General features: G+C 60.8%; 17 protein-coding genes. 13 read left to right on the top strand and 4 right to left on the bottom strand.

Going from position 1 to position 21675, the window contains the following annotated elements; genetic code table 11:
* Positions 1–82: 82 nt before the first annotated feature.
* Entirely contained in the window at positions 83–2455 is a 2373-nt protein-coding gene (locus CFII68_RS24795) for a bifunctional diguanylate cyclase/phosphodiesterase (RefSeq protein ID WP_018600609.1), read from the bottom strand.
* A 354-nt stretch (positions 2456–2809) separates the two neighbouring features.
* Between CFII68_RS24795 and CFII68_RS24800 the strand changes: the two genes are divergently transcribed.
* Positions 2810–3820, top strand: a complete 1011-nt coding sequence (locus CFII68_RS24800; RefSeq protein WP_018600607.1) for a response regulator — start codon at positions 2810–2812, stop codon at positions 3818–3820.
* Between the two features lie 3 nt (positions 3821–3823).
* Positions 3824–4777: a sensor domain-containing diguanylate cyclase gene (locus CFII68_RS24805; protein WP_018600605.1), complete on the top strand. Its 954-nt coding sequence runs from the start codon at positions 3824–3826 to the stop codon at positions 4775–4777.
* A gap of 125 nt (positions 4778–4902) precedes the next feature.
* Here CFII68_RS24805 and treA read toward each other — a convergent pair whose 3' ends face one another.
* Positions 4903–6531 (bottom strand): alpha,alpha-trehalase TreA, encoded by a 1629-nt coding sequence (gene treA, locus CFII68_RS24810; RefSeq protein ID WP_033062337.1) that lies wholly within the window; start codon positions 6529–6531, stop codon positions 4903–4905.
* Between the two features lie 138 nt (positions 6532–6669).
* On the bottom strand, positions 6670–8226 hold the full coding sequence (locus tag CFII68_RS24815) for a carbohydrate porin (protein ID WP_033062330.1): 1557 nt from the start codon (positions 8224–8226) through the stop codon (positions 6670–6672).
* A gap of 169 nt (positions 8227–8395) precedes the next feature.
* Here CFII68_RS24815 and CFII68_RS24820 point away from each other — a divergent pair, with 169 nt between their 5' ends.
* The 6 genes from CFII68_RS24820 (at position 8396) to CFII68_RS24845 (ending at position 15240) form a co-directional block, all read left to right on the top strand.
* Entirely contained in the window at positions 8396–9670 is a 1275-nt protein-coding gene (locus CFII68_RS24820) for an ABC transporter substrate-binding protein (protein WP_018600600.1), read from the top strand.
* A 21-nt stretch (positions 9671–9691) separates the two neighbouring features.
* Positions 9692–10657 (top strand): carbohydrate ABC transporter permease, encoded by a 966-nt coding sequence (locus CFII68_RS24825; RefSeq protein ID WP_018600598.1) that lies wholly within the window; start codon positions 9692–9694, stop codon positions 10655–10657.
* Positions 10654–11496, top strand: a complete 843-nt coding sequence (locus tag CFII68_RS24830) for a carbohydrate ABC transporter permease (RefSeq protein WP_018600596.1) — start codon at positions 10654–10656, stop codon at positions 11494–11496. Before CFII68_RS24825 ends, CFII68_RS24830 begins: the two co-directional genes overlap by 4 nt.
* Positions 11497–11527: 31 nt before the next feature.
* Positions 11528–12673, top strand: a complete 1146-nt coding sequence (locus tag CFII68_RS24835; protein ID WP_018600594.1) for an ABC transporter ATP-binding protein — start codon at positions 11528–11530, stop codon at positions 12671–12673.
* Positions 12670–14172, top strand: a complete 1503-nt coding sequence (locus CFII68_RS24840) for a glycoside hydrolase family 32 protein (protein ID WP_177325027.1) — start codon at positions 12670–12672, stop codon at positions 14170–14172. The genes CFII68_RS24835 and CFII68_RS24840 overlap by 4 nt, the downstream gene beginning before the upstream one ends.
* Positions 14173–14247: 75 nt before the next feature.
* Complete coding sequence (locus CFII68_RS24845) at positions 14248–15240, top strand: LacI family DNA-binding transcriptional regulator (RefSeq protein WP_018600589.1); 993 nt, start codon at positions 14248–14250, stop codon at positions 15238–15240.
* Between the two features lie 935 nt (positions 15241–16175).
* Here CFII68_RS24845 and CFII68_RS24850 read toward each other — a convergent pair.
* Positions 16176–16766, bottom strand: coding sequence for a TetR/AcrR family transcriptional regulator (locus CFII68_RS24850; RefSeq protein WP_018600588.1), 591 nt, complete (start codon positions 16764–16766; stop codon positions 16176–16178).
* A gap of 170 nt (positions 16767–16936) precedes the next feature.
* Between CFII68_RS24850 and CFII68_RS24855 the strand changes: the two genes are divergently transcribed.
* From CFII68_RS24855 to CFII68_RS24870, 5 genes are all read left to right on the top strand, one after another.
* Positions 16937–18031 (top strand): alkene reductase, encoded by a 1095-nt coding sequence (locus CFII68_RS24855; protein ID WP_018600586.1) that lies wholly within the window; start codon positions 16937–16939, stop codon positions 18029–18031.
* A 77-nt stretch (positions 18032–18108) separates the two neighbouring features.
* Positions 18109–18897: an SDR family oxidoreductase gene (locus CFII68_RS24860; protein WP_018600584.1), complete on the top strand. Its 789-nt coding sequence runs from the start codon at positions 18109–18111 to the stop codon at positions 18895–18897.
* A gap of 90 nt (positions 18898–18987) precedes the next feature.
* The gene (locus CFII68_RS24865; RefSeq protein WP_018600582.1) at positions 18988–20019 is read left to right on the top strand and encodes an NADP-dependent oxidoreductase; all 1032 of its coding nucleotides are present in this window, start codon (positions 18988–18990) and stop codon (positions 20017–20019) included.
* Between the two features lie 61 nt (positions 20020–20080).
* Positions 20081–20251, top strand: a complete 171-nt coding sequence (locus CFII68_RS27620; protein ID WP_018600580.1) for a hypothetical protein — start codon at positions 20081–20083, stop codon at positions 20249–20251.
* Positions 20252–20392: 141 nt separating this feature from the next.
* On the top strand, positions 20393–21631 hold the full coding sequence (locus tag CFII68_RS24870) for a DUF2599 domain-containing protein (RefSeq protein ID WP_018600578.1): 1239 nt from the start codon (positions 20393–20395) through the stop codon (positions 21629–21631).
* The last annotated feature ends 44 nt before the right edge of the window (positions 21632–21675 follow it).

The following is a 21675-nucleotide window of genomic DNA, read 5'->3' as shown; positions in this document are numbered from 1 at the left end:
CCTAGTAAATTGAATCGACAGTGTTGGGGCCGCTTCGCGACCCAGCGGGGATAAATCCCCTCGCCACAATGAGTACGGGCCTTTACGTATCGAGATCCGTGTCGGCCGCCTGGGCTTGCAGCAATACCTTGAACTGATCGGCGGGAACCGGTTTGTTGAAGTAAAAGCCCTGGAACTCGTCGCAGGCATTGTCGCGCAGGAAATCGGCCTGCTCCTTGGTTTCCACACCCTGGGCCACCACGGTCAGGCTGAGGGTCCGGCCCATGGCAATAATGGCCTCGGTCAAGGCTTTGTCTTCCGACACGCTGCTGGTATCGCAGATACACGAGCGGTCGATCTTGATGACGTCGAGCGGAAACTGTTCGAGGGCAGAGAGCGAAGAATAGCCAATGCCGAAATCATCGATGGCGATGCGGACCTTCAGGTGCTTGAGCCCGGTCAACACGCTCAACGCTCTCTTGACGTCCTGCATGAGCAGGCTCTCGGCGATTTCCAGCTCCAGCAGACGTGCATCCATACCGGTTTCGGCCAATATCTCAGCCAGGTCCGTGAGCAGGTTCTCATCGGCAAACTGCCGTGCCGTGAGGTTCACGGCGACCCCCAGGTGCGGCAATCCCTGTTGCTGCCAGGCCACGTTTTGCTGGCAGGCGGTCTTGAGCACCCACTTGCCGATCGGCACGATCAAACCGGTCTCTTCGGCGACGGGGATGAATTGCATCGGTGCCACGATACCCAGGTCCGGATGGTTCCAGCGCAGGAGCGCTTCCATGCCGGTAATGCGACCACTGCCAATATCTCGCTTGGCCTGGTAGTGAAGCTGGAACTCGTGGCGCTCCAGCGCGTGGCGCAAGCTCAGCTCCAGCGTCATCCGCTCCAGTGAGTCCGCGTTCAGCTTCGCGGAGTAGAACTGGAAGTTGTTCTTGCCACATTGCTTGGCCTGGTACATCGCGATATCGGCGTTTTTCTTGAGTGTCTGCTCGTCCAGGCCATCCTGTGGGAAGACACTGATGCCGACGCTGGCGGTCACCCGGAACTCCTGGCCCTGAAGGTTGAAAGGCCGGGCAATGGCGCCGAGGATTTTCTGGGCGGTGGTTGCCACGTCCTTGTCATCGGACAGCTCCGGCAGCAGGATCACGAATTCGTCGCCGCCCAATCGGGCCACCGTATCGCTGGTGCGCAGACACGTCTTGAGTCGCAGCGCCACTTCCTTGAGCAATTGATCGCCGGCATCGTGCCCAAGCGTATCGTTGACTTGCTTGAAGCGGTCGAGATCCAGGAACAGCACCGCCAGTTGCCGATGATAACGACTTGCCTCGCCGATGCTCTGGCTCAACAACATGCTGAACAGACTGCGATTGGGCAAAGCCGTAAGGCCGTCGTGATAGGCCAGATACTCGACATTTTCGGCGTAGGCAATTTTCGCTTCGCCAGCGCGCAGACGGCTTTGCACCAGTTGCCAGCTCATCCGGGCGAGCAGCCCCGCCAACAACACCAGCAACAGGCTGCCGCCCGCCGTGCGCCAGAGGTAGGTGTGCGCTTGCCGCGTCACTGTGGCCAATTGTTCTTCTTCGGACAACCCGACGATCACCGCCAGCGGAAAATCGTAGAGTTGACGGGCACTGGTGTAGCGCCGCACACCGTCCGTTCCGTTGATCAAGCGTACGGCGTCAGTGTTTTCGGTGTCCGGCACCACGGCGGCGTAATCGACCTCATCGCCGGCCGATATCGCTTCCCCGCTACGCCGTGCCCGAAAGACGCCGTCGATGCCCAGCAGGCCGAGCAAGCCCTGATTGCCAAGCTTCGAGGTGTCATAACTGCTGACGAAATAGGCCGCATCGACTTCAACCATGGCGATCCCGGCGAATGCGCCAGCCTCCGTGTCAAGCCGCCGGCTGAAACGCAACTTCCACTCCCCCGTCGCCGGGCTTTTCCATGGGCGGCTGATCGACAGTGCCGTGTCACGCCCCACCGTTTGCAGCTCATCCTTGGCGATCCGGTTTCCGACCTCGCTCGACTGGGTGCTGGCCACGACCAGGGCACTGGCATCAACCACGCTGACATCAAACAAGTAAGGCGAAGGCAGCAAGGCACGTGCCTTGAGCTTGGGCAGCGGGTTTGGCTCGCGCTCGGACTCGTAGGTGTACTTGACGAGCTTGAGGGTCTGATCGATTTCACGCACCGCCCGTAGGATCTGCGCTTCGTAGGTGGCGCCGATTTCCAGGCTCGCCTCGGCGATGCCTTGCTGCGCGCGGGCCTGTTCGAGTTCGATCAGGTACAGGGTGCCCGCCCAGATGACCGACAACAGCAGAACGGCCAGCAGCGGGAACAGAATGTAGGCTTCCTGGACCTGGTCGACGCGGCGCCGAAACCGATTGCTCGTCGCATCGGACTGGGCGTTTTCACGAGGGGCGACATCCTGGGCCGACGTCAGTACACTCGCCCGTTGGATCGCCATGGTGTGCTCCCTGCATTGTTCACTGCTGACGGCCTGCGGGTATCCGACGCGGTAACGCTGCGAGGCGTACGTGGTTCCTGGTCGCCGGCACTGAAGGATTCCGAACCTGCAGAAAACTATAGACCACAAACTGCGCCTGCCACTGCCAATCGGCACGCCGACCGTGGCTTTGCGCCGATTGTAATGACGAAGTGCAGTTGACTCCCCTGACTTATTGGTCCAGTTTTTAATACAACAGTGCCCTGCAAGTCTTTCATGCAGGACGCGACGCCTGATAAATCCTGTTCGTTAATCAAAGGGCCCCTGCCAGCCTATGAATGATGTACGTAGGACCTTCCCTACCATTGAACGCCAATGGATGCCCCTGTGCCGTTGATTCCCCTGGTTGTGTGTGACGACTCCAACATGGCGCGCAAACAGGTGTTGCGCGCGCTGCCGACAGACTGGCCGGTTTCGGTCACCGAGGCGGTCAACGGGCGCCAGGCGATGGACGCCATACGCCAAGGCCTGGGGCAAGTGGTGCTGCTCGACCTGACCATGCCGGAGATGGATGGCTACCAGGTGTTGAGCGCCTTGCGCGCCGAGGGCTTGAAGGCGCAAGTCATCGTGATTTCCGGTGACGTCCAGGACGAGGCGGTGCGCCGCGTGCTTGAGCTGGGCGCGCTGGCGTTCCTGAAAAAACCGTTCGACGAAAACGAACTGCGCCAGACACTGGAGCGGCTGGGGCTACTGGCCCAAGCCAGCCAGGTGCCGTTGCAGAATCGTTCGGCCACGAACACGGCCATCAGTTTTCACGATGTGTTCCGCGAGACGGTCAACGTGGCCATCGGCCGGGCAGCGGCCCTGATCGCCAAGGTATTGGGGGTCTTTGTGCAGTTGCCGGTGCCGAACGTGAACATTCTCGAGGTCGGTGAGCTGCATATGGCGTTGAACGACGTTGGCAGCTCCGAGCAACTCACGGCCATCTGCCAGGGTTTTATCGGCAGCGGCATCGCCGGCGAAGCCCTGCTGATATTCCACGACTCGGAGATCGCCGACATCGCGCAACTGATGCAGCGCGAGAGCGCCGATTATTCAGACCTGGAAATGTTGCTGGACCTTTCCAGCGTCTTGATCGGTGCGTGCCTGAGCAGCATTGCCGAACAGATCGATGTGGTGTTTTCCCAGGGTCATCCGCAGATCCTCGGCCAGCACGCGGCCATCGATGACCTGATCCAGGTCAACCGCAAGCACTGGAAAAAGACCCTGGCAGTGGAAATCAGCTACAGCCTGGAAGGGCACGATATTCGCTTCGACCTGTTGCTGCTGTTCACGGAAGACTCCATCGAACGGTTGACCCACAAACTCGCCTACCTGATGAGCTGAGCCATGAACGATCCCATCGATCTGAACGAGTTTCACTGGTTACTGGCCATCGTTCAGAGCATCGACGTCGGTGTCGTGGTGCTCGACCGCGAGTACCGCGTGCAGGTCTGGAACACCTTCATGGAGAACCGCTCCGGGGTGCAGCCCAAGGATGCCCACAATCAGCATTTTTTCAGCCTGTTCCCTGAAGTCGATCGCCAGTGGTTCAGCCGCAAGGTGGAAAGTGTCGCGACCCTGGGCACGCCAGCGTTCACGGTCTGGGAGCAGCGCCCGTACCTGATTCGGTTCAAGAGCTACCAGCCGATCACCGGCCAGGAAGCGTTCATGTACCAGAACACCACGCTGCTGCCGCTGCGCTCGCCTGACAACACCATCAAGCACATCTGCCTGGTGATCTATGACGTCACCGACGTCGCCACCAACCGGCATCAGCTCCAGGCCGCCAACGCGCAGTTGCAGGAACTCTCCAGCACCGATCGGCTGACAGGGCTGTACAACCGCGGGCATTGGGAGGCCAACCTGAAAGCCGCCTACGCCCGGCACCAGCGCTACGGCCATGCGTTGAGCCTGGTGATGCTCGATATCGATCACTTCAAGCGGGTCAACGACACCTACGGTCACCAGGCCGGCGACAAGGTCATCGAGCAAGTCGCCAGGCTGCTGCTCGAACATGCGCGCGACTCCGATGTGGTCGGGCGCTATGGCGGTGAAGAGTTTGGCGTGGTGCTTTCAGATACCGACAGCAGCGGTGCACTCACTTTCGCCGAACGCATGCGGCACTCCGTGGAGGCGCTGGAGGTGGTGTACAACGACCAAACCATCCGTTTCACCATCAGCCTGGGCGTGGCCGACCTGAGCCAACCCTCGAACGACCACGCCGACCTGATCGCCAGGGCGGACCAGGCGCTGTATACGTCGAAGAAGACCGGGCGCAATCGGGTGACGGTGCATGAATAGCGAGCCCATACACATCCCCTGTGGGAGCGAGCCTGCTCGCGATGGCGGTGTGTCAGCCACCCTCAATGTTGCTGAACCACCGCTTTCGCGAGCAGGCTCGCTCCCACAGGGAATGTGTGTGGCATTCACTCACTCATAAGGCTTGACGACGTTTCAGCATATTTACCCAGCAGCTTTAGCGTCACCCCGTTTGTCCAGCCGAAGCCGTCCTGCAGTTCATATTCGCCGCCTCCCCCGCCGTCTCCGCGCCCGGACAGATCGTATTTCTCCACCAGCTTGTTTTCCTTGCGGTAAAGGTTCTCGACCTGCTGCAAGAAGCGGCTGCCAATTTGCTGCGCCAGGCCGGTGTGCTGGTATCGGTCCAGCCCCTCCACCGCGACCCATTGCAACGGTGCCCAGCCATTGGGCTCGTCCCATTGCTGGCCATTACTGACCTGGGTGGTGGCGATGCCGCCGGGGCGCAACAGGCCGTCACGTACCGCATCGGCAGTGCGATTGGCATGCTCGACAGACGCCAGCCCCGTATACAGCGGGAAAAGCGTCGCGGCCGTAAGCTGCTGGCGTGGCTGATTGCGTTGCCAGTCATAGTCCACGTAGAAACCTTTGTCGGCATTCCACAAGTGCTTCTCGATGGCACGCTGGCGCAGTTCGGCGCGCCGGCCGTAAGCCTGGACGCAGGGGCTGTTCTGCACCGTCTCGCAGGCTTTGGCGATGGTGTTTTCCAGATGATAGATCAGGCTATTCAGATCCACGGGCACGATGGCCGTGGTGCGAATACTCGCCAGGTTCTGGCCATCGTCCAACCAGCGCGAGCTGAAGTCCCAGCCACTTTCGGCGCCAGCGCGCAGGTCTCGCCAGACCTCTTCCCTGGCCCGCTCCGGCGCCTGCTCGGCAGTGCGGACATCTTGCAACCACGATTCCTGTCGAGGCGTCGGGCTGGCATCCCAATAGCGGTTGAGCACACTGCCATCGGCAAGCTTGACCACGTGCCGCTCAGCCGCGCCGGGCTTGAGTGACTGGGCGCCCTCCATCCAATAGGCATACTCCTTCTGCAACTGCGGCAGGTATCGTCCATAGGCCTGGTCGCCCTCGATACGCGCCTGTAACTCCACCATGTAAGCAAAAAATGGCGGCTGCGACCGGCTCAAGTAGTAGGTGCGATTGCCGTTGGGAATGTGGCCGTAGGTGTCGATCATGTAGGCAAAGTTGTCGGTCATCTGCCGGACCTGAGCCTTATCGCCGCTCTGCTCAAGCCCCAGCATGGTGAAATACGAATCCCAGTAATACATCTCGCGAAAACGTCCGCCAGGCACCACATAGGGCTGCGGCAGGGGCAACAAGCTGCTGTAGGCCGGCACCTGGCTGTAGGATCGACTCAGTACCGGCCAAAGGCTGTCGATGTGTGCCTCGATCGGAGCGCCGGGCTTGGGTGCCGGGCTTTCGGCTTCGCCGGATTCGATGAAATTGTCTTTCACGAAGGCCTTGATATCGAAGCCATCGCGGTTACGTCGGGCCAGGTAATCGGCGCGGATCTGCGCTGGATCACGGTTGGGCAGTGCGTCCACGAAATGCTTCTGGTCAGTGAACACCTGCTCGCGTTGCACCGCTTCAAAGAGTTCGGGATAGGCTTGGTCGGGGGGGAGATTGGCTCGTGCCTGGGCGTCGGCATAGCCCCATGTAGCGGGCGGTTGGCTTGAACAGGCCACGCACAGCAGCGCGGTAAAGGATAGGCTGGTGAAGTACATAGGTCGCATCGGCGGCTCCATCATGTTGTCGTTCCTGACAAACGAGTGACCTGCCCGGATGGACCTGGGTTCATTAAATGCGCTTCGATAGCCCCAGCTCCTGTGGGAGCGAGCTTGCTCGCTCCCACAGGCTTCAACTGGCCGGCATCAGAACCAGGTTTCCATCTGGATGCCGTACTGCCAGGTACCGCCGGCGTTGAAGTCAGTCTTGCCGAAGGAGTCGGTGGTGCTGTACCGGTCCAGGTCCGAAGACCAGTTCATGACACTGGCGAACAGGCGCAGCTCAGGACGCGTAAGCAGATCGCCCAGGTCAGGCTTGAAGGTCGGGGCGACCGTGAACTTCCAGAAGTTGCCGTCGACCGCATTGCGTTGCATGTAACCCTTGGGGTCGAGCTGCATGGTTTGCCAGCTCATCTCGTAGGCCATCTCGAAATTGCTGTTGATTTCGTTGGCCAACCGCACGTTGAGGGTCATCCAACGGTAATCGTCGCCCTTGACGTAGCGGTCCTTGCTTTGCTCAGCCAGCAGGCTCGGGCCGATGCGCCAGTCGGACGCTATAGGTGTCTCGCCGTAGAGCGCCAGACGCAGGGCACGGGCATCGTCGATCAATTCGCCATCGGCACCGACGTTCTTGACCTCCGCCCCCAATCCCTGGCCATAGAGCAGCGCCGTCTTGAAGAAGCCTTCGCGGCCGAAAAAGTTTTTCTGGTGATTGGCAACCATACTGTGCAAGCCGGAATCGGCCGGCGCCAGCCCCGCTTCGTTGGTGCGGGTAGCAAAGTCGTTTTTCTTCGAGCCGATGGCGTTGAACATCCACTGCCACTGGCCATTGTCGAAAAACTGGTTGGAGGTCAGGATGTAGCTTTCCACATCGGCATTGACGCCGCCCTCACTGAAATCACCGTAGTTGCGACCGATCAACGAGTAGTTCGAGCGCCAGTTCTTGTTCATCTGTATATCGTAGATACCGCCACCGGTGCCAGCCAGATAGACAACGTCGGAGTCGAGCCAGTGGATGTCGAAATTGTCCCTGTCGAAGCGCTTGCCAGCCCACAGGGTGGAGTTTTCGAACATCGAGTTGCCCTTGAATGCCGCCAGGTGATCGAGTTCGGTAAACACCTGGCGCACGTTCAGGTTGCTTTCATCGGCGGTCCAGTCGTTGGAGCTCTCCACACCATCGGCGATGGAAACCGTGAACTTGGAGCGGGTACCGTTCTGCGCGTATTGCTCTTTCGACAGGTCGATACGCATGTAGGTATCGTCCTCGTTACCGAGTCGCCCGACAGCGCCACCGACAGAACCGGCCGGAGTGGTGTACGGACCGCCACGACCACCGCCCAACCCATCATTGATCAGCAACCCGGAGCGGGCGTAGCCCTTGAAGCTGAAACCGTCGGTAAGGTGCGCACCACTGCCCTGCTTCTCTGTGCTTTGCTGGCTGGCTTCGAGTTTGGCCAGGCGAGCGTCGAGCGTGGGGACCGTAGCGGCGGACGCCACCGGTTGCACGGCGGGCGTGGCGAGTTTGAGTTGCTGTAATTCCCTGGCGAGTGCCTGGGTTTGCTGTTCGGCGGCGGCGGCACGCTTTTCCGCTGCACTGGCACGGGCCTCGAACGCGGCCATGCGCTCTTCCAGAGTCGCGGCCTGTGAAGTGGTCGCCGAGGCGCCGAGCACACCTACGAGTAGCCAGCTTGATGCTTTCTGCATGTGGTTTTTCCCTGTTTTGTTTTTATTGTTCTGTTGCCGCGACCGGCCTTTTTGCCCAGGTTCTGAATTGTCAGACCCAAGGAAAAAAAGGATGCCTCATCGCAAATACACTGCTACATTTGGCGATGTTAACGTTAACTTTTCTAAAAACAAAAATAAAGAGGGCTTTATGAAACAGCTCAAATCGATCCTTCCAGCGGCACTGCTCGGCCTGTGCGTCGGGTTTCCATCCCTCTCCACAGCCGCCAGCCTGACGATTTCCTGCGGTGCCGTGGGTGCTGAATTGCAACTGTGCAAGGAGGCCGTCGAGGCGTGGTCGAAGCAGACCGGCAACAGCGTCGAAGTGGTTTCCACCCCTAACTCGGCAACCGAACGGTTGTCGTTCTACCAACAGATCCTCAGTGCGCAATCCAGCGACATCGACATCATCCAGATCGACATGGTGTGGCCGGGGATGCTTGCCAAACACTTGATGGACCTGCGCGAGGTGCTTCCTGCCAACGCTACCCAAGGTTACTTCCAGGCCCAGGTGGACAACGCCACGGTGAACGGGCGCCTGGTGACCATGCCGTGGTTCACCGACTCGGGGCTGCTGTATTACCGCAAGGACTTGCTCGAGAAGTACAACAAGCCCGTGCCCCAGACCTGGGAAGAAATGACGGCTACCGCCAAGACTGTCCAGCAAGCCGAGCGTGATGCCGGGAACGCCAATGCCTGGGGCTATGTATTCCAGGGGCGCGCCTACGAAGGCCTGACGTGTAATGCCCTGGAGTGGATCAGCAGCCAGCCGCAAGGCGGGCTGGTCAATCCGCAAGGCGACATCGTGGTCAACAGCCAGGCCTCAAGGGCCGCATTGACCTTGGCCAAAAGCTGGGTGGGAGACATTTCCCCGCGTGGCGTACTCAACTACACCGAGGAAGAAGGACGCGGCGTCTTCCAGTCGGGCAATGCGCTGTTCATGCGTAACTGGCCTTATGTCTGGGCCCTGGTGCAAAGCCAGGACAGCGTCGTGAAGGACAAGGTCGGCGTCGCTCCCCTGCCCCGCGGCGGCGAGACGGGCACCCATGCGTCCACCCTCGGTGGCTGGGGCCTGGCGGTGTCGCGCTACAGCGCCAACCCCAAGCTCGCCGCAGAGCTGGTGAGCTACCTGAGCAGCGCCCAACAGCAGAAACACCGCGCCTTGGTTGGCGCCTACAACCCGGTGATCGAGTCGCTGTACCAGGATCCCGAGTTGCTCGCGGCCATGCCTTACTACAGTCAACTGCGCAGCATCCTCAATGATGGGGTCATGCGCCCTGCTTCAATCACCGCCGACCGCTATCCACGGGTCTCCAATGCGTTCTTCGATCAAGTGCACGGCGTGCTGGCGGGCGAACGGCCGGTCGATCAAGCGCTGGCCGAACTGGAAAGCGAACTTACGCGCATCAAACGCCGGAACTGGTAAGCCACAAGGAAGGAAATCACCATGTCTGTCTCCACTACACTCGCCCCCGGCGACGACGAGCACCTGCTCACTCGGGAAACGCCGGTACAACGCCGTCGCGTTCGCGCCGCCTGGCTATTCCTGAGCCCGATGTTGCTGTGCCTGGCCCTGGTGGCGGCCTGGCCGCTGCTGCGCACATTCTGGTTCAGCCTGACCGACGCCAGCCTGGCCGACACGGGCGATGCCAGCTTTGTCGGCTTGAGCAATTATCTGTTTCACAGCAGTGCTGGCTGGTCGGGCATCCTGGTCGATCCACAGTGGTGGAATGCGGTGCGCAACACCTTGCATTTCACCGTGGTGTCAGTGGGATTGGAAATCGTACTGGGGCTGCTGGTGGCGTTGCTGCTGAACGTCAAGTTCACCGGACGCGCCCTGGTACGGGCGTTGATCCTGATCCCCTGGGCGATCCCGACCATCGTCTCGGCGAAAATCTGGTCATGGATGCTCAACGACCAGTTCGGCATCATCAATCACATGATGCTCGGCCTCGGCCTGATCGATGCGCCCCTGGCCTGGACAGCCGACGCCGACCTGTCGATGTGGGCAGTGATCGTCGTCGACGTCTGGAAGACCGTGCCCTTCGTCACGCTGCTGATGCTGGCGGCCTTGCAGATGTTGCCCAGCGACTGCTACGAAGCCGCCAGGGTCGATGGCATTCACCCGGTGAAAGTGTTCTGGTGGGTCACCCTGCCGCTGCTGATGCCGGCATTGCTGGTGGCGGCGATCTTTCGCATCCTCGATTCCTTGCGAGTGTTCGACGTCATCTATGTGTTGACCTCGAACTCATCGAGCACCATGAGCATGTCGGTCTATGCCCGCCAGCACCTGGTGGAATTCCAGGACGTCGGTTACGGCAGCGCCGCTTCGACCTTGCTGTTCCTGGTCGTGGCGGTCATCGCAATGGCGTACCTGTACCTCGGACGCCGTCAACTGGAGGTCCGCGCATGAGCCCGCGCCTGCTGAAAAAAACCCTGCTGCGCGCCGGGTTCTGGTGCCTGATCGGGATCTTGCTGCTGTATGCGGTCTTCCCGTTCTACTACGCCATCGTGACGTCGCTGAAGCCGTCCAGCGCCTTGTTCCAGGTGAGCTACTGGATCGACAACCCCGACTTCTCCAACTATGCCGCCGTGCTGAGCCAGGCCTCGTTCCTGCGGGCCATCGGCAACTCGCTGGTGGTTGCGCTGAGCGTAGTCGCGCTGGCGTTGTTCCTCAGCCTGACTGCCGCCTATGCCCTGGGCCGCGTGAAGTTTCGCGGACGCGGCGTGGTGTTGATGATGGTCCTGGGCGTCTCGATGTTTCCACAAGTCGCAGTGCTGTCGGGATTGTTCGAAGTGATCCGTGCCCTGGGCCTGTACAACACGTCCTGGGCGTTGATCCTGAGCTACACGATTTTCACCCTGCCCTTCACCGTCTGGGTACTGACCACCTTCATGGGGCAATTGCCTCATGAGCTGGAAGAGGCCGCCATCATGGACGGTGCGTCACCCTGGGTCACGCTGACCCGCGTGCTGTTGCCGCTGCTCTGGCCGGCACTGGTCACCACGGGGCTTCTGGCCTTCATCGCCGCCTGGAACGAGTTCCTGTTTGCCCTGACCTTCACCCTGACCGACTCGCAACGCACGGTCCCGGTCGCCATCGCGCTGATTTCCGGCGGCAGCCCCCATGAATTGCCTTGGGGCTTGTTGATGGCGGCGTCGGTGCTGGTCACGGTTCCATTGGTGATTCTGGTGCTGGTCTTCCAGCGCCGCATCGTTTCCGGCCTCACTGCCGGCGCGTTAAAGGGTTGAGGCCCAACACAGATAAGAAAGGAACAGCATCGTGATCAAGTTGAAGCTGGACAACGTGAACAAACAATTGGGCGGCGCACGCATTCTTCGCGACGTCAGCCTGGAAATCTCGGCAGGTGAATTCGTGGTTTTCGTCGGCCCTTCGGGCTGCGGAAAGTCGACCTTGCTGCGACTGATCGCCGGACTGGATTCGATCTGCGACGGCGACCTGCTGATCGACGGACGCCGGGTCAATGACCTGGAACCGCGCGAGCGTGGCGTCGGCATGGTGTTCCAGTCCTATGCGCTGTACCCGCACATGAGCGTCTACGACAACATCAGCTTTGGCCTCAAACTGGCCAAGACCGAAAAGACCACCCTGCGCGAGCGAGTGCTGAAAACCGCGCAGATCCTGCAGTTGGACAAACTGCTGCAACGCAAGCCACGGGAACTGTCGGGTGGACAGCGCCAGCGCGTGGCCATGGGCCGGGCCATGGCGCGGGAACCGGACATTCTGTTGTTCGACGAGCCGCTGTCCAACCTCGACGCCTCCCTGCGCGTGCAGATGCGCAACGAAATCGCTCGGCTGCATGGGCGCCTGGGCTCGACCATGATCTACGTGACCCACGACCAGGTTGAAGCGATGACCCTGGCCGACAAGATTGTCGTGCTCAATGGCGGGCGCATCGAACAGGTCGGCTCGCCACGCGAACTCTACGAGCACCCGGCCAGCCGCTTTGTCGCCGGTTTCCTCGGTTCGCCCAAGATGAACTTTCTGCCGGCGCGCCTGCACACCCCAGGTGAAACCAGCCAGATCGACAGCCCTTTATTGGGCATGACGCCCCTTCCTTTCGACAGCGCCCACCTGGCCGCGAACAGTCCGCTGACCTTGGGGATTCGCCCGGAACACGTGTCGCTCAAAGCGGCGCAAGGCAGCGCTGGGGTCGTCGTGGTCGGGGTCGAATACCTGGGCAGCGAAACCTACGTGCACCTGGAGTCAGGCGAGGATGAACCGTTGATCTGTCGCTGCGAAGTCAACGCCGGATGGCGAGTGGGCGATCGGGTTGAACTGCAACTGGCGTTCGGCAGCGTGCATCTGTTCGACGCAGATGGCACGGCCTTGAGACGCCACCCTGCTGTTATTGAAGTCCTCCCGGAGGACGTCCCACAGCGCTCGCCAAAAGCAGGCGCCCTATGACTGTGTCTGTAAATGCCATGAACGCCCCCATGCCCTCCCCCCTTGAACATGCGCAGCAGGCGCTGAGTGAAGGTCAGTCTCGTCTCATCGACGATTATCGCCCTGACTATCATCTGGCGCCTGTCGCGGGCTGGATGAACGACCCTAACGGGGTGGTGTTTTTCCGTGGTGAATATCACGTGTTCTACCAACACCACCCTTTCGATGCCAAATGGGGTCCGATGTATTGGGGACACGCCAAGAGCGCCGATCTGGTCCATTGGCAGCATCTGCCCCTTGCCCTGGCGCCAGGCGATGACTTTGACCGCCACGGCTGTTTTTCCGGTAGCGCGGTGGTGTGTGGCGACACCCTGGCGCTGATCTACACCGGGCACACCTGGCTGGGAGAAGTGGGTGACGAGCGCTTTATCCGCCAGGTCCAGTGCCTGGCCACCAGTGACGACGGCATCCGGTTCGTCAAGCATGGCGCCGTCATCGAGGACGCGCCGCAAGAAACGATCATGCACTTTCGCGACCCGAAGGTCTGGCAGGAGGACGGCCATTGGTACCTGATTGCCGGCGCGCGCCTGGGCGACAAACCGCTGCTGCCGCTGTACCGCTCCACCGACCTGCGCACCTGGGAGTTCCTCGACTACGTGTCCAGCGGTAATGAGGGCGATGGCTACATGTGGGAATGCCCGGACCTGTTTCGCCTAAACGGGCGTGACGTGCTGCTGTACTCCCCCCAGGGCATGCAACCCGAAGGTTACGAACGGCTCAACAAGTACCAGACCGGTTATCGCATTGGCCGGCTCGACAACGAATGGCACTTCACCGGCGGGCCATTCATCGAACTGGATAACGGTCACGATTTCTATGCCGCGCAAACGTTGGAGGCCGCCGATGGTCGGCGCCTGGTATGGGCTTGGCTGGACATGTGGGAAAGCCCGATGCCGAGCCAGGCCCATCACTGGTGCGGCATGCTCGGCTTGCCCCGCGAGCTTGAACTGCAGGGCGATCGCCTTGGCGTGTTTCCGGCACGGGAACTGACCGCGCTGCGCCAGGCGCCGCTGCCGAGCATCGCGCCGTGGGGCGAGTCGGGCAGCCGCTGGGTGCCGCAGGTACAGGGCGACAGGCTGGAGATCCATGTGCATCTGGATCTGCTCGGCTGCACCGAAGGCCACCTGGGCATTGCCTTGCGCTGCAGTGCCGATGAGCAGGAGCAAACCCTGCTCTATTACGACGCGTCACTGCAACGCCTGGTACTCGATCGCAGCCGCTCGGGTGCGCAAGTGAGCGGTCAGCGCAGCGTGTCGATCGAGCCGACGCAAACGCAACTGCACCTGCGGGTATTTCTCGATCGCTCGTCCATCGAGGTGTTTGAGGAAAACGGCCGCTTCAGCTTCAGCAGCCGCCTCTATCCGCGGCCCGACAGCCTCGGGGTGAAACTGTTGGCAAACGGCACTGGCGGGCGCGTCGCCATCCCCAAGGCGTGGCCGCTGGACTCGGGCTGGCTGTGAGTACCGCCATTGGAGTCGCGAGAAGCCCAGGGCCTGTGTCATGATTCTGCGTCAACCTGACTGGCCGCACTTCGCATGACTTCAGTGAAAGACGTTGCACAGCTGGCCGGCGTATCCCTGATGACGGTTTCGCGCGCGCTCAACACGCCGGAAAAACTGAGCCCCGAAACCCTTCAGCGGGTACGTCGCGCCATTGAGGAACTGCAATTCGTACCGAGCCTGTCGGCGCGCAGGATGCGCGGCGACAACCTGCAGGCGCGCACCATCGGTGTGTTCGCACTGGACACCGCAACCACACCGTTCGCCGTCGAGTTGCTGCTGTCCATCGAACAGACCGCGCAGCAGGCAGGCTGGAACGTCTTCATCCTCAACCTGTTGAGCAACCCGCCCACCGACCAGAACATCGACCTGATGCTGTCGCACCGCCCCGACGGGTTGATTTTCAGTGCCATGGGATTGCGCCAGGTGAGCATTCCCGAGCGACTCAAGAGCAAACCGCTGGTGCTCGCCAATTGCCTGGCCGATGACAGCCACCTGGTCAGTTATGTGCCGGATGATGAAGCCGGGCAGCATCGAGCCATGCAGCATGCGTTGAGCCAAGGCTATCGGCGCCCGCTGTGTATCAATTTACCGAGGAAGAGTCTTGCCTGGGGTCTGCGCCAGCAAGGCTTGCAACGCGCCTGTCAAGCCGTCGGGCTGGCACCTGAAGCACTCCTGCAATACGACCTTTCCGATCACGACGCCTATGGTGAAACCGCCGCCATTCTCGACCGGCACATCGTTGACGGCCGTCCGCAATTCGACGTCCTGGTCTGCGGCAACGACCGCATCGCCTTCTGCGCCTATCAGTTGTTGCTGGGTCGCGGCCTGAAAATTCCCGGCGATGTCGCGGTGCTCGGCTATGACAACATGATCGGCATCGCCGAACTGTTCGTCCCGCCACTGACCACCGTACAACTGCCGTACTACGAGATCGGTCGCCAGGCGGCACGGCACCTGATCGAGAACCTCGAGGTATCGGGCGCCCAGCCGGTGGATTGCCCGCTGGTGGTCAGGGCGTCGCTATAAGACCGCCGACAAACCCGTGGCGAGGGAGTCGCCGACGCTGCGCTGTCGCGCAGCAAACAATTATTCGGCCTCAGATAGGAGGTGCGCGCAGGACAGAGGCCGCAGTTATCACTGGCGTGTTCGCACCCGAGAGGGAGAGCGGCCCACACGGTATCGGCGTGGAGTCGTTGTTGGCATAGCATGCTGTGACCACGTATAGGAGAGTGAACCCTTTCGCCACTGTGTAGCCTGCGCCTTGGAATCTATTTAGAAGATCAGATACCTGAGTTTTTGAATAGGAGCTTGCGCACGAAGTCAGTCTGACAGTTGGCCAGGATTATGGCCGAGTACATATCCATCGCTGCGGTAACGGCCACTTAGGGTTCCGCCCTGACGGCGGCTCACTTTTGAGAAGCCCGGGAGCCGGCCCAGTCAAAAGTAAGCAAAACGCTTTTGCCCCACCACTCGGCACCTCGCCTAGGCTCGGTGTGCCCTCACTCCGGCATTGCTCCGTGGGCCGCCGCGAAGGGCCATCCATGGCCCAGCGCGGCTAACCCGGCATCCATGCCGGGTTGCCCACTACGCAATGCCTGCGTTCGGCCATCGTAGTTAACGGGGCGCCGAGATCAACGTCCGTCGCGAGGCGGCCTCATAGCCGACCTGGCTCTTCCGGTCGTACTCTGGTCCAATTGTGGGAGCGAGCCTGCTCGCGAAGGCGGTCTGATAGTTGGCCATAGATTCTGGGCAACCACATTTTCAGTGGAAATTGAACATTCTCGCTACCGTGCAGCCTTGACCTGGAATTTGTTATAGAAAATCAAGTGCTTGCGTTTTGTTTGATAGGAGCTTGCTCCCGCTTGAGTGCAAAGCGCTCACAAAAAGGGCCGCTTCGCGGCCCAGCGGGAGCAATTGCTGGCCACGGGTGCACCGTTTTTCTTAAGTGAACAGCATTATGATCACTCAGGCTGTTTCGCGGGCGACGGCGGCAGCGCCGCGATGATCTGGGTGCGGCAAACCTCGAGGATTTCATCGGCCAGCACGGAATCGTCCGGGCAGGCCCGTGACAACATGATCGCCCCGACGGCATGCGCCAACATGTCGAGCATTTTTGCCCTGATCGCTTCCTGCGACGCGTCTTGCCCGGCCTCGTACCGGCTTTCGAGCGCGGCCAGGGTGTTTTCGACGCCGCGGGCAAAGGTGGCCTTCAGTTCGGGCGATTGACGGGCAGCGTCGCCACACAGTGCCGCCATGGTGCAACCGCCGCCCCGGCCGTCACGGTGGTCCCTGGACACGTAAAGATCGACGAAATCAGGCACGTCGATGCCCGCATTGTCGGTCAGCGACTGCGCAAGGCTGCTCGCTGCCGCTTCGGCCATCAGGTCGGCCTTGGAGCCGAAATGCTTGTAGAACCCGCCATGGGTGAAGCCAGCGGCCGCCATCAGGTCCGCCACACCCACACCGTCAAAGCCTCGCTCGCGAAACAAGACAGAGGCCGTCTCGACGATGTGCTCTCGATTTGCCTGGGCCTGGGCCTTGGTCACCCTCATTTTTCACTCCCTCGTGCTGCTCGAAAATCATGCTCACATCATACATAGATGTCGAACATAATCAAATTCGTTGACAGTTTAGATTTCGATCATCATCCTAATGAAAAGCCGTGCTCACCTCGCCAGGCTGCACGCGCTCCCTTTATCCAAACCGACGGAAACAAGACGCCATGACCGACCAGATCCTGTTCACGCCCTACACGTTGGGTGATCTCACGCTTTCCAACCGAGTGGTCCTGGCGCCGCTGACACGTAACCGTGCGGGGCAAGGTTTTGTACCGAGCGAGTTCGCTGCCACTTACTACAGCCAGCGAGCGTCGGCCGGCCTGCTGATCTCCGAGGCGTCACAGATTTCCCAGCAAGGACAGGGCTATCAGGACACACCCGGGATCTACACCCAGGCGCAGATCGACGGCTGGCGCACGGTCACCGAGGCCGTGCATGCCAAAGGCGGGCGGATTTTCCTGCAGCTGTGGCATGTCGGCCGCGTTTCCCACGTCGACCTGCAAGCGAACGGCGCGGCGCCAGTGGCCCCCTCCGCCTTGCGTCCGGCGACCAAGGTATTCGTCAACAACAGTTTCGAGGACGTTTCCGAACCGCGAGCGCTGGACATCAGCGAGTTGCCGGGGATCGTCAACGATTTTCGCCAGGCGGCGGCGAACGCCATCGCCGCGGGATTTGATGGCGTAGAGATCCACGGCGCGAACGGCTACCTGCTGGACCAGTTCCTCAAGGACGGCGCCAACGTGCGCACCGATGCCTACGGCGGCTCGATTGAAAATCGTGCGCGCCTGCTGCTGGAAGTCACCGCGGCAGTGGTGGATGAAGTCGGCGCCAACCGCACCGGCCTGCGCATCTCGCCGGTCTCGCCGGCCAATGGTGTGTCCAGCAGCGCGCCACAGGCGCAGTTCGACTACCTGGTCGACCAGCTCGACGCCCTCGACATCGTTTACCTGCATGTGGTCGAAGGCGCGACCGGTGGGCCGCGCGACGTTGTGCCTTTCGACTTTGCTGCCTTGCGCCAGCGCTTCAAAAACACCTACATCGCCAACAACGGCTACGACCTGGACCTGGCTACCTCACGACTCGTCGAAGACAAGGCTGACCTGATCGCCTTCGGCCGGCCGTTCATCGGCAATCCGGACCTGGTGGAGCGGCTCAGAACCGGTTCGCCTTTGTCGGCATTCAATCCCGCTACCCTCTACGGTGGTGGTGCGACGGGCTACATCGATTATCCAACGCTCGCTGAATCCAGCGCGCGGTAACACCGGCCAGACCCGACTGCGCGCCTGAACAACCGCGCGCGACTCGCTCATCAATACCTTGAAGAAGAGAATTTCCCATGGACACTCGCACAACCGTTCTCATCACTGGCGCCTCCACCGGCATTGGTGCTGTCTATGCCCAGCGCTTTGCGCAACGTGGACACGATCTTGTCCTGGTGGCCCGCGACAGCGTGCGCCTGGAAGCGTTGGCCGCCAAGCTGCGCAGCGAACACAACGTTGCCGTCGATATTCTCCAGGCCGACCTGACTCAGATCGGCGACCTGACAACCGTCGAAGCCCGGCTGCGCGATGACGCCAACATCGGCATCCTGGTCAATAACGCCGGTGCCGCCCAATCCGGCACCTTCATCGAACAATCGACCGACAGCGTCGCGCACCTCGTGGCGCTCAATACCACCGCGCTGGTCCGGCTGGCCAGCGCCATCGCCCCACGCCTGGTCAAAGCGGGTGACGGCGCGATTATCAATATTGGCTCCGTGGTTGGCCTGGCACCGGAGTTCGGTATGTCGGTCTACGGCGCGACCAAGGCGTTCGTATTGTTTCTCTCCCAGGGCCTCAGCCTGGAACTCTCCCCGAAAGGCGTCTACGTGCAAGCCGTCCTGCCAGCGGCCACCCGTACCGAGATCTGGGAACGCGCGGGCATCGATATCAACACCTTGAGTGAAGTCATGGAAGTCGGTGACCTGGTCGATGCCGCGTTGGTCGGTTTTGATCGTCGCGAGCCGGTGACCATCCCGCCCCTGCATGAAGAAGCACGCTGGGATGCCTTGCAGGCTGCGCGTCAAGGCCTGCTCGGACAAATCCGGCAGTCCCATGTTGCCGAACGCTATCAAGACCCGGCCTGATCATCGTTTAGCGGGCGCCGGCGCGAAGGACAGCGCCGGTATTTCTGGACACCTGACCAGCCTGTTGCCCCCTTATGAGAACAAAGCACCATGAAGGCATTTTTAATCGACCGCTACGGCAAGCACGCTGGACGTATTGACGAGGTACCGGCTCCTGAAGTGGCTGACCACGACGTTCTGGTCCGCGTGCACGCCGCCAGCGTCAACCTCCTGGATTCAAAGATTCGCAAAGGCGAGTTCAAGCTGATCCTGCCCTACTCGTTTCCCTTGGTATTGGGGCATGACGTGGCCGGGGTCGTGGTCCGTGTGGGATCCCGTGTCGAGCAGTTCAAGCCGGGCGATGAAGTCTATGCCCGCGCCCCGGATGGACACATCGGCACCTTCGCCGAGCAGATTTCAGTGAACGAAAACGCCCTGGCCGTGAAACCGGCAAACATCAGCACGGAAGAAGCCGCTGCCCTGCCCTTGGTCGCCCTGACGGCCTGGCAGGTACTGGTTGAAACCGCCCGACTGAAGCAAGGCCAAAAGGTTTTCATCCAGGCCGGTTCAGGTGGCGTCGGCACCCTCGCCATCCAGCTTGCCAAGCACCTCGGCGCCTTCGTTGCGACCAGCACCAGCACCGCCAATGTGCCGTGGGTCAAAGCCCTGGGCGCGGACGTTGTCATCGATTACAAGCAACAGGATTTCGCCAACGTTCTGCAGGACTATGACGTCGTGTTGCACAGCCTCGGCGCCGATGAATTGGAGAAATCGCTGAAGATCCTCAAACCCGGCGGCCAGCTCATTTCCATCTCGGGACCACCCACCCCGCAGTTCGCCCGGGCCCAGGGATTTTCCTGGGTGCTGAGACTGATCATGGGCCTGCTGAGCAGCGGCATACGTCGCAAGGCCCGCCGAAAAGGTGTGAGCTACGCCTTCGTGTTCATGCGTGCCAGTGGCGCTCAACTGCGTGAGATCAGCACGCTCGTCGAATCCGGCAGCATCAAGCCGGTGCTTGACCGATCCTTCCCCTTCGACGCAACAGCCGATGCCCTGAGCTATGTCGAACAAGGACGATCGAAGGGCAAGGTCGTCATCAAGGTCCACGCGGGAATGGCCCCTGAAGGAAAGGCGCTGATTTGACCTGCGGGAATCGGTTGACTACCTTGAAACTCACCCATCTCGTTCGACAAGGAGTGTCGACATGTGCGCAGCTGCTCGTGCGTTTTTTACCCTGCCCCTGGCGTTCCATCCGGTAGCTGCCCAGTCGCCGCATGATCCGCTGAAGCCCCGCATCAACCCCAACTACAACATCCTCAAGGACGCGCACCAGGAACTCGATGCCGCGGCTGGTTGCCATTCGCTCTCGCGTTGAGTTGCCCTCGTCCACAACGCCGCCGATGCCCGCGACAGGCTCAATGAACCCCGCGGCCGGCACCACAAACCCTTCTGCTTTCTCTTTCCCCGGCATGGAATGCCGTGCCGGCTACCGGTTCCAACACAAGGAAGTCACGTCATGAAGACACGTTTGAAAAGGATCACGCCATTGCTCGTCCTCCCGTTGTTCCTGCAAACGACAGCGGCCAATGCCGAGTCGTGCGAAGAGACGCTGAAACGGGTGGAAGGGTTGTACAACAACACCGTCGACAGTTGCCGGCAGGACCCGGCCTCGGATTGTTCGGGGTTGCTGATCAGGGGCACTCACCGCGCCAACCCGGCGAAGGGCGAGAAATGGGATGTCTGGAACCCAAGCCCGAAAGCGAAAGAGCTGGGCACCTTTGCCGCCTCCTGGATGCGGGTCGATGGCATCAGCTATGAAGACCCGGGCATGAGCACCCAGAACGGCTACATCATCACGCCGATCGACCAGGTACGCGAACCGGAAACCCCGGTGCACATCTACTGTGCATTTCCGAACGATGCCTGGACCGACTTTCGCGATGATCGAGGTTGTGGCAACAATAAAAACACCGCCCAGACAGAGGCGGTCTGCCAGGCCATGGCGCCGCCTATCCTCAATGCCAATGCCTGGGTCGCGCACTTCACCCGGTTCAACAACGACAGGAAGCAAGACCAGTTGCAATGTGGTTTCAATATGCGCAACCCCATGAGCAGCCGGGAACGGGTCGACGCGTTTCGAAACTTCATGGGCGCCCGGCAAGTCATCAATACCCGCGAATTTCAAACCCAGACCGAACTGCGCCTGGGTAACCCGAAAGACGATGCACTGCCGATCCTGGCGTTTTTCTACAGCGATCAACGTGGCCTGAACGATGCCCTGGCCAACCAACGGGACTACAAGGACAAGACCGGCAAGGATCGCAACATCATCAAGATCGACTTCCCCAGGACGCCGGGCAGCAAGGCCACGTTCTCCTGCACCCAAACCCCGTCGCCGCCCACGCAACAATTCTGTGACCGCTACATCGAATCCAGCACTTGGGTGAAACGCCCTGATCCGAAGCTTGGGCCCGACACCTGGTCGCTCCAAGTCGTGCCCACGGCATGTGGTCGCGCGATCAAGGATGACCAGACCGACAGGATGTTTGCCGAGCTGTACAACAAGCACAAAGACGACGGGCAATGGCGGCAATACAGCGTCTACGGCGGGTCCCTCCGCCGGCAATTGGTGTGTCATCTGGCGGCAACCTTCGATGGCAAACCCGTCAGGAACAAACCCGAGTGGAACCTTGAGCCGGCACGTCCTTACGTCGACCAGGCCAGGGCTGTCGCACAGTACTGCAATCCTTACTGAGGCTTGAGCGGCAATGTGATCGGCCGATACTCCAGGCATCGGCC

Source organism: Pseudomonas sp. CFII68, assembly GCF_000416195.1.
In the GTDB taxonomy this organism is placed as follows: domain Bacteria; phylum Pseudomonadota; class Gammaproteobacteria; order Pseudomonadales; family Pseudomonadaceae; genus Aquipseudomonas; species Aquipseudomonas kilonensis.
Note: the sequence above shows the minus strand (reverse complement) of the source record. Positions and strands in the feature narration are given on the sequence as shown.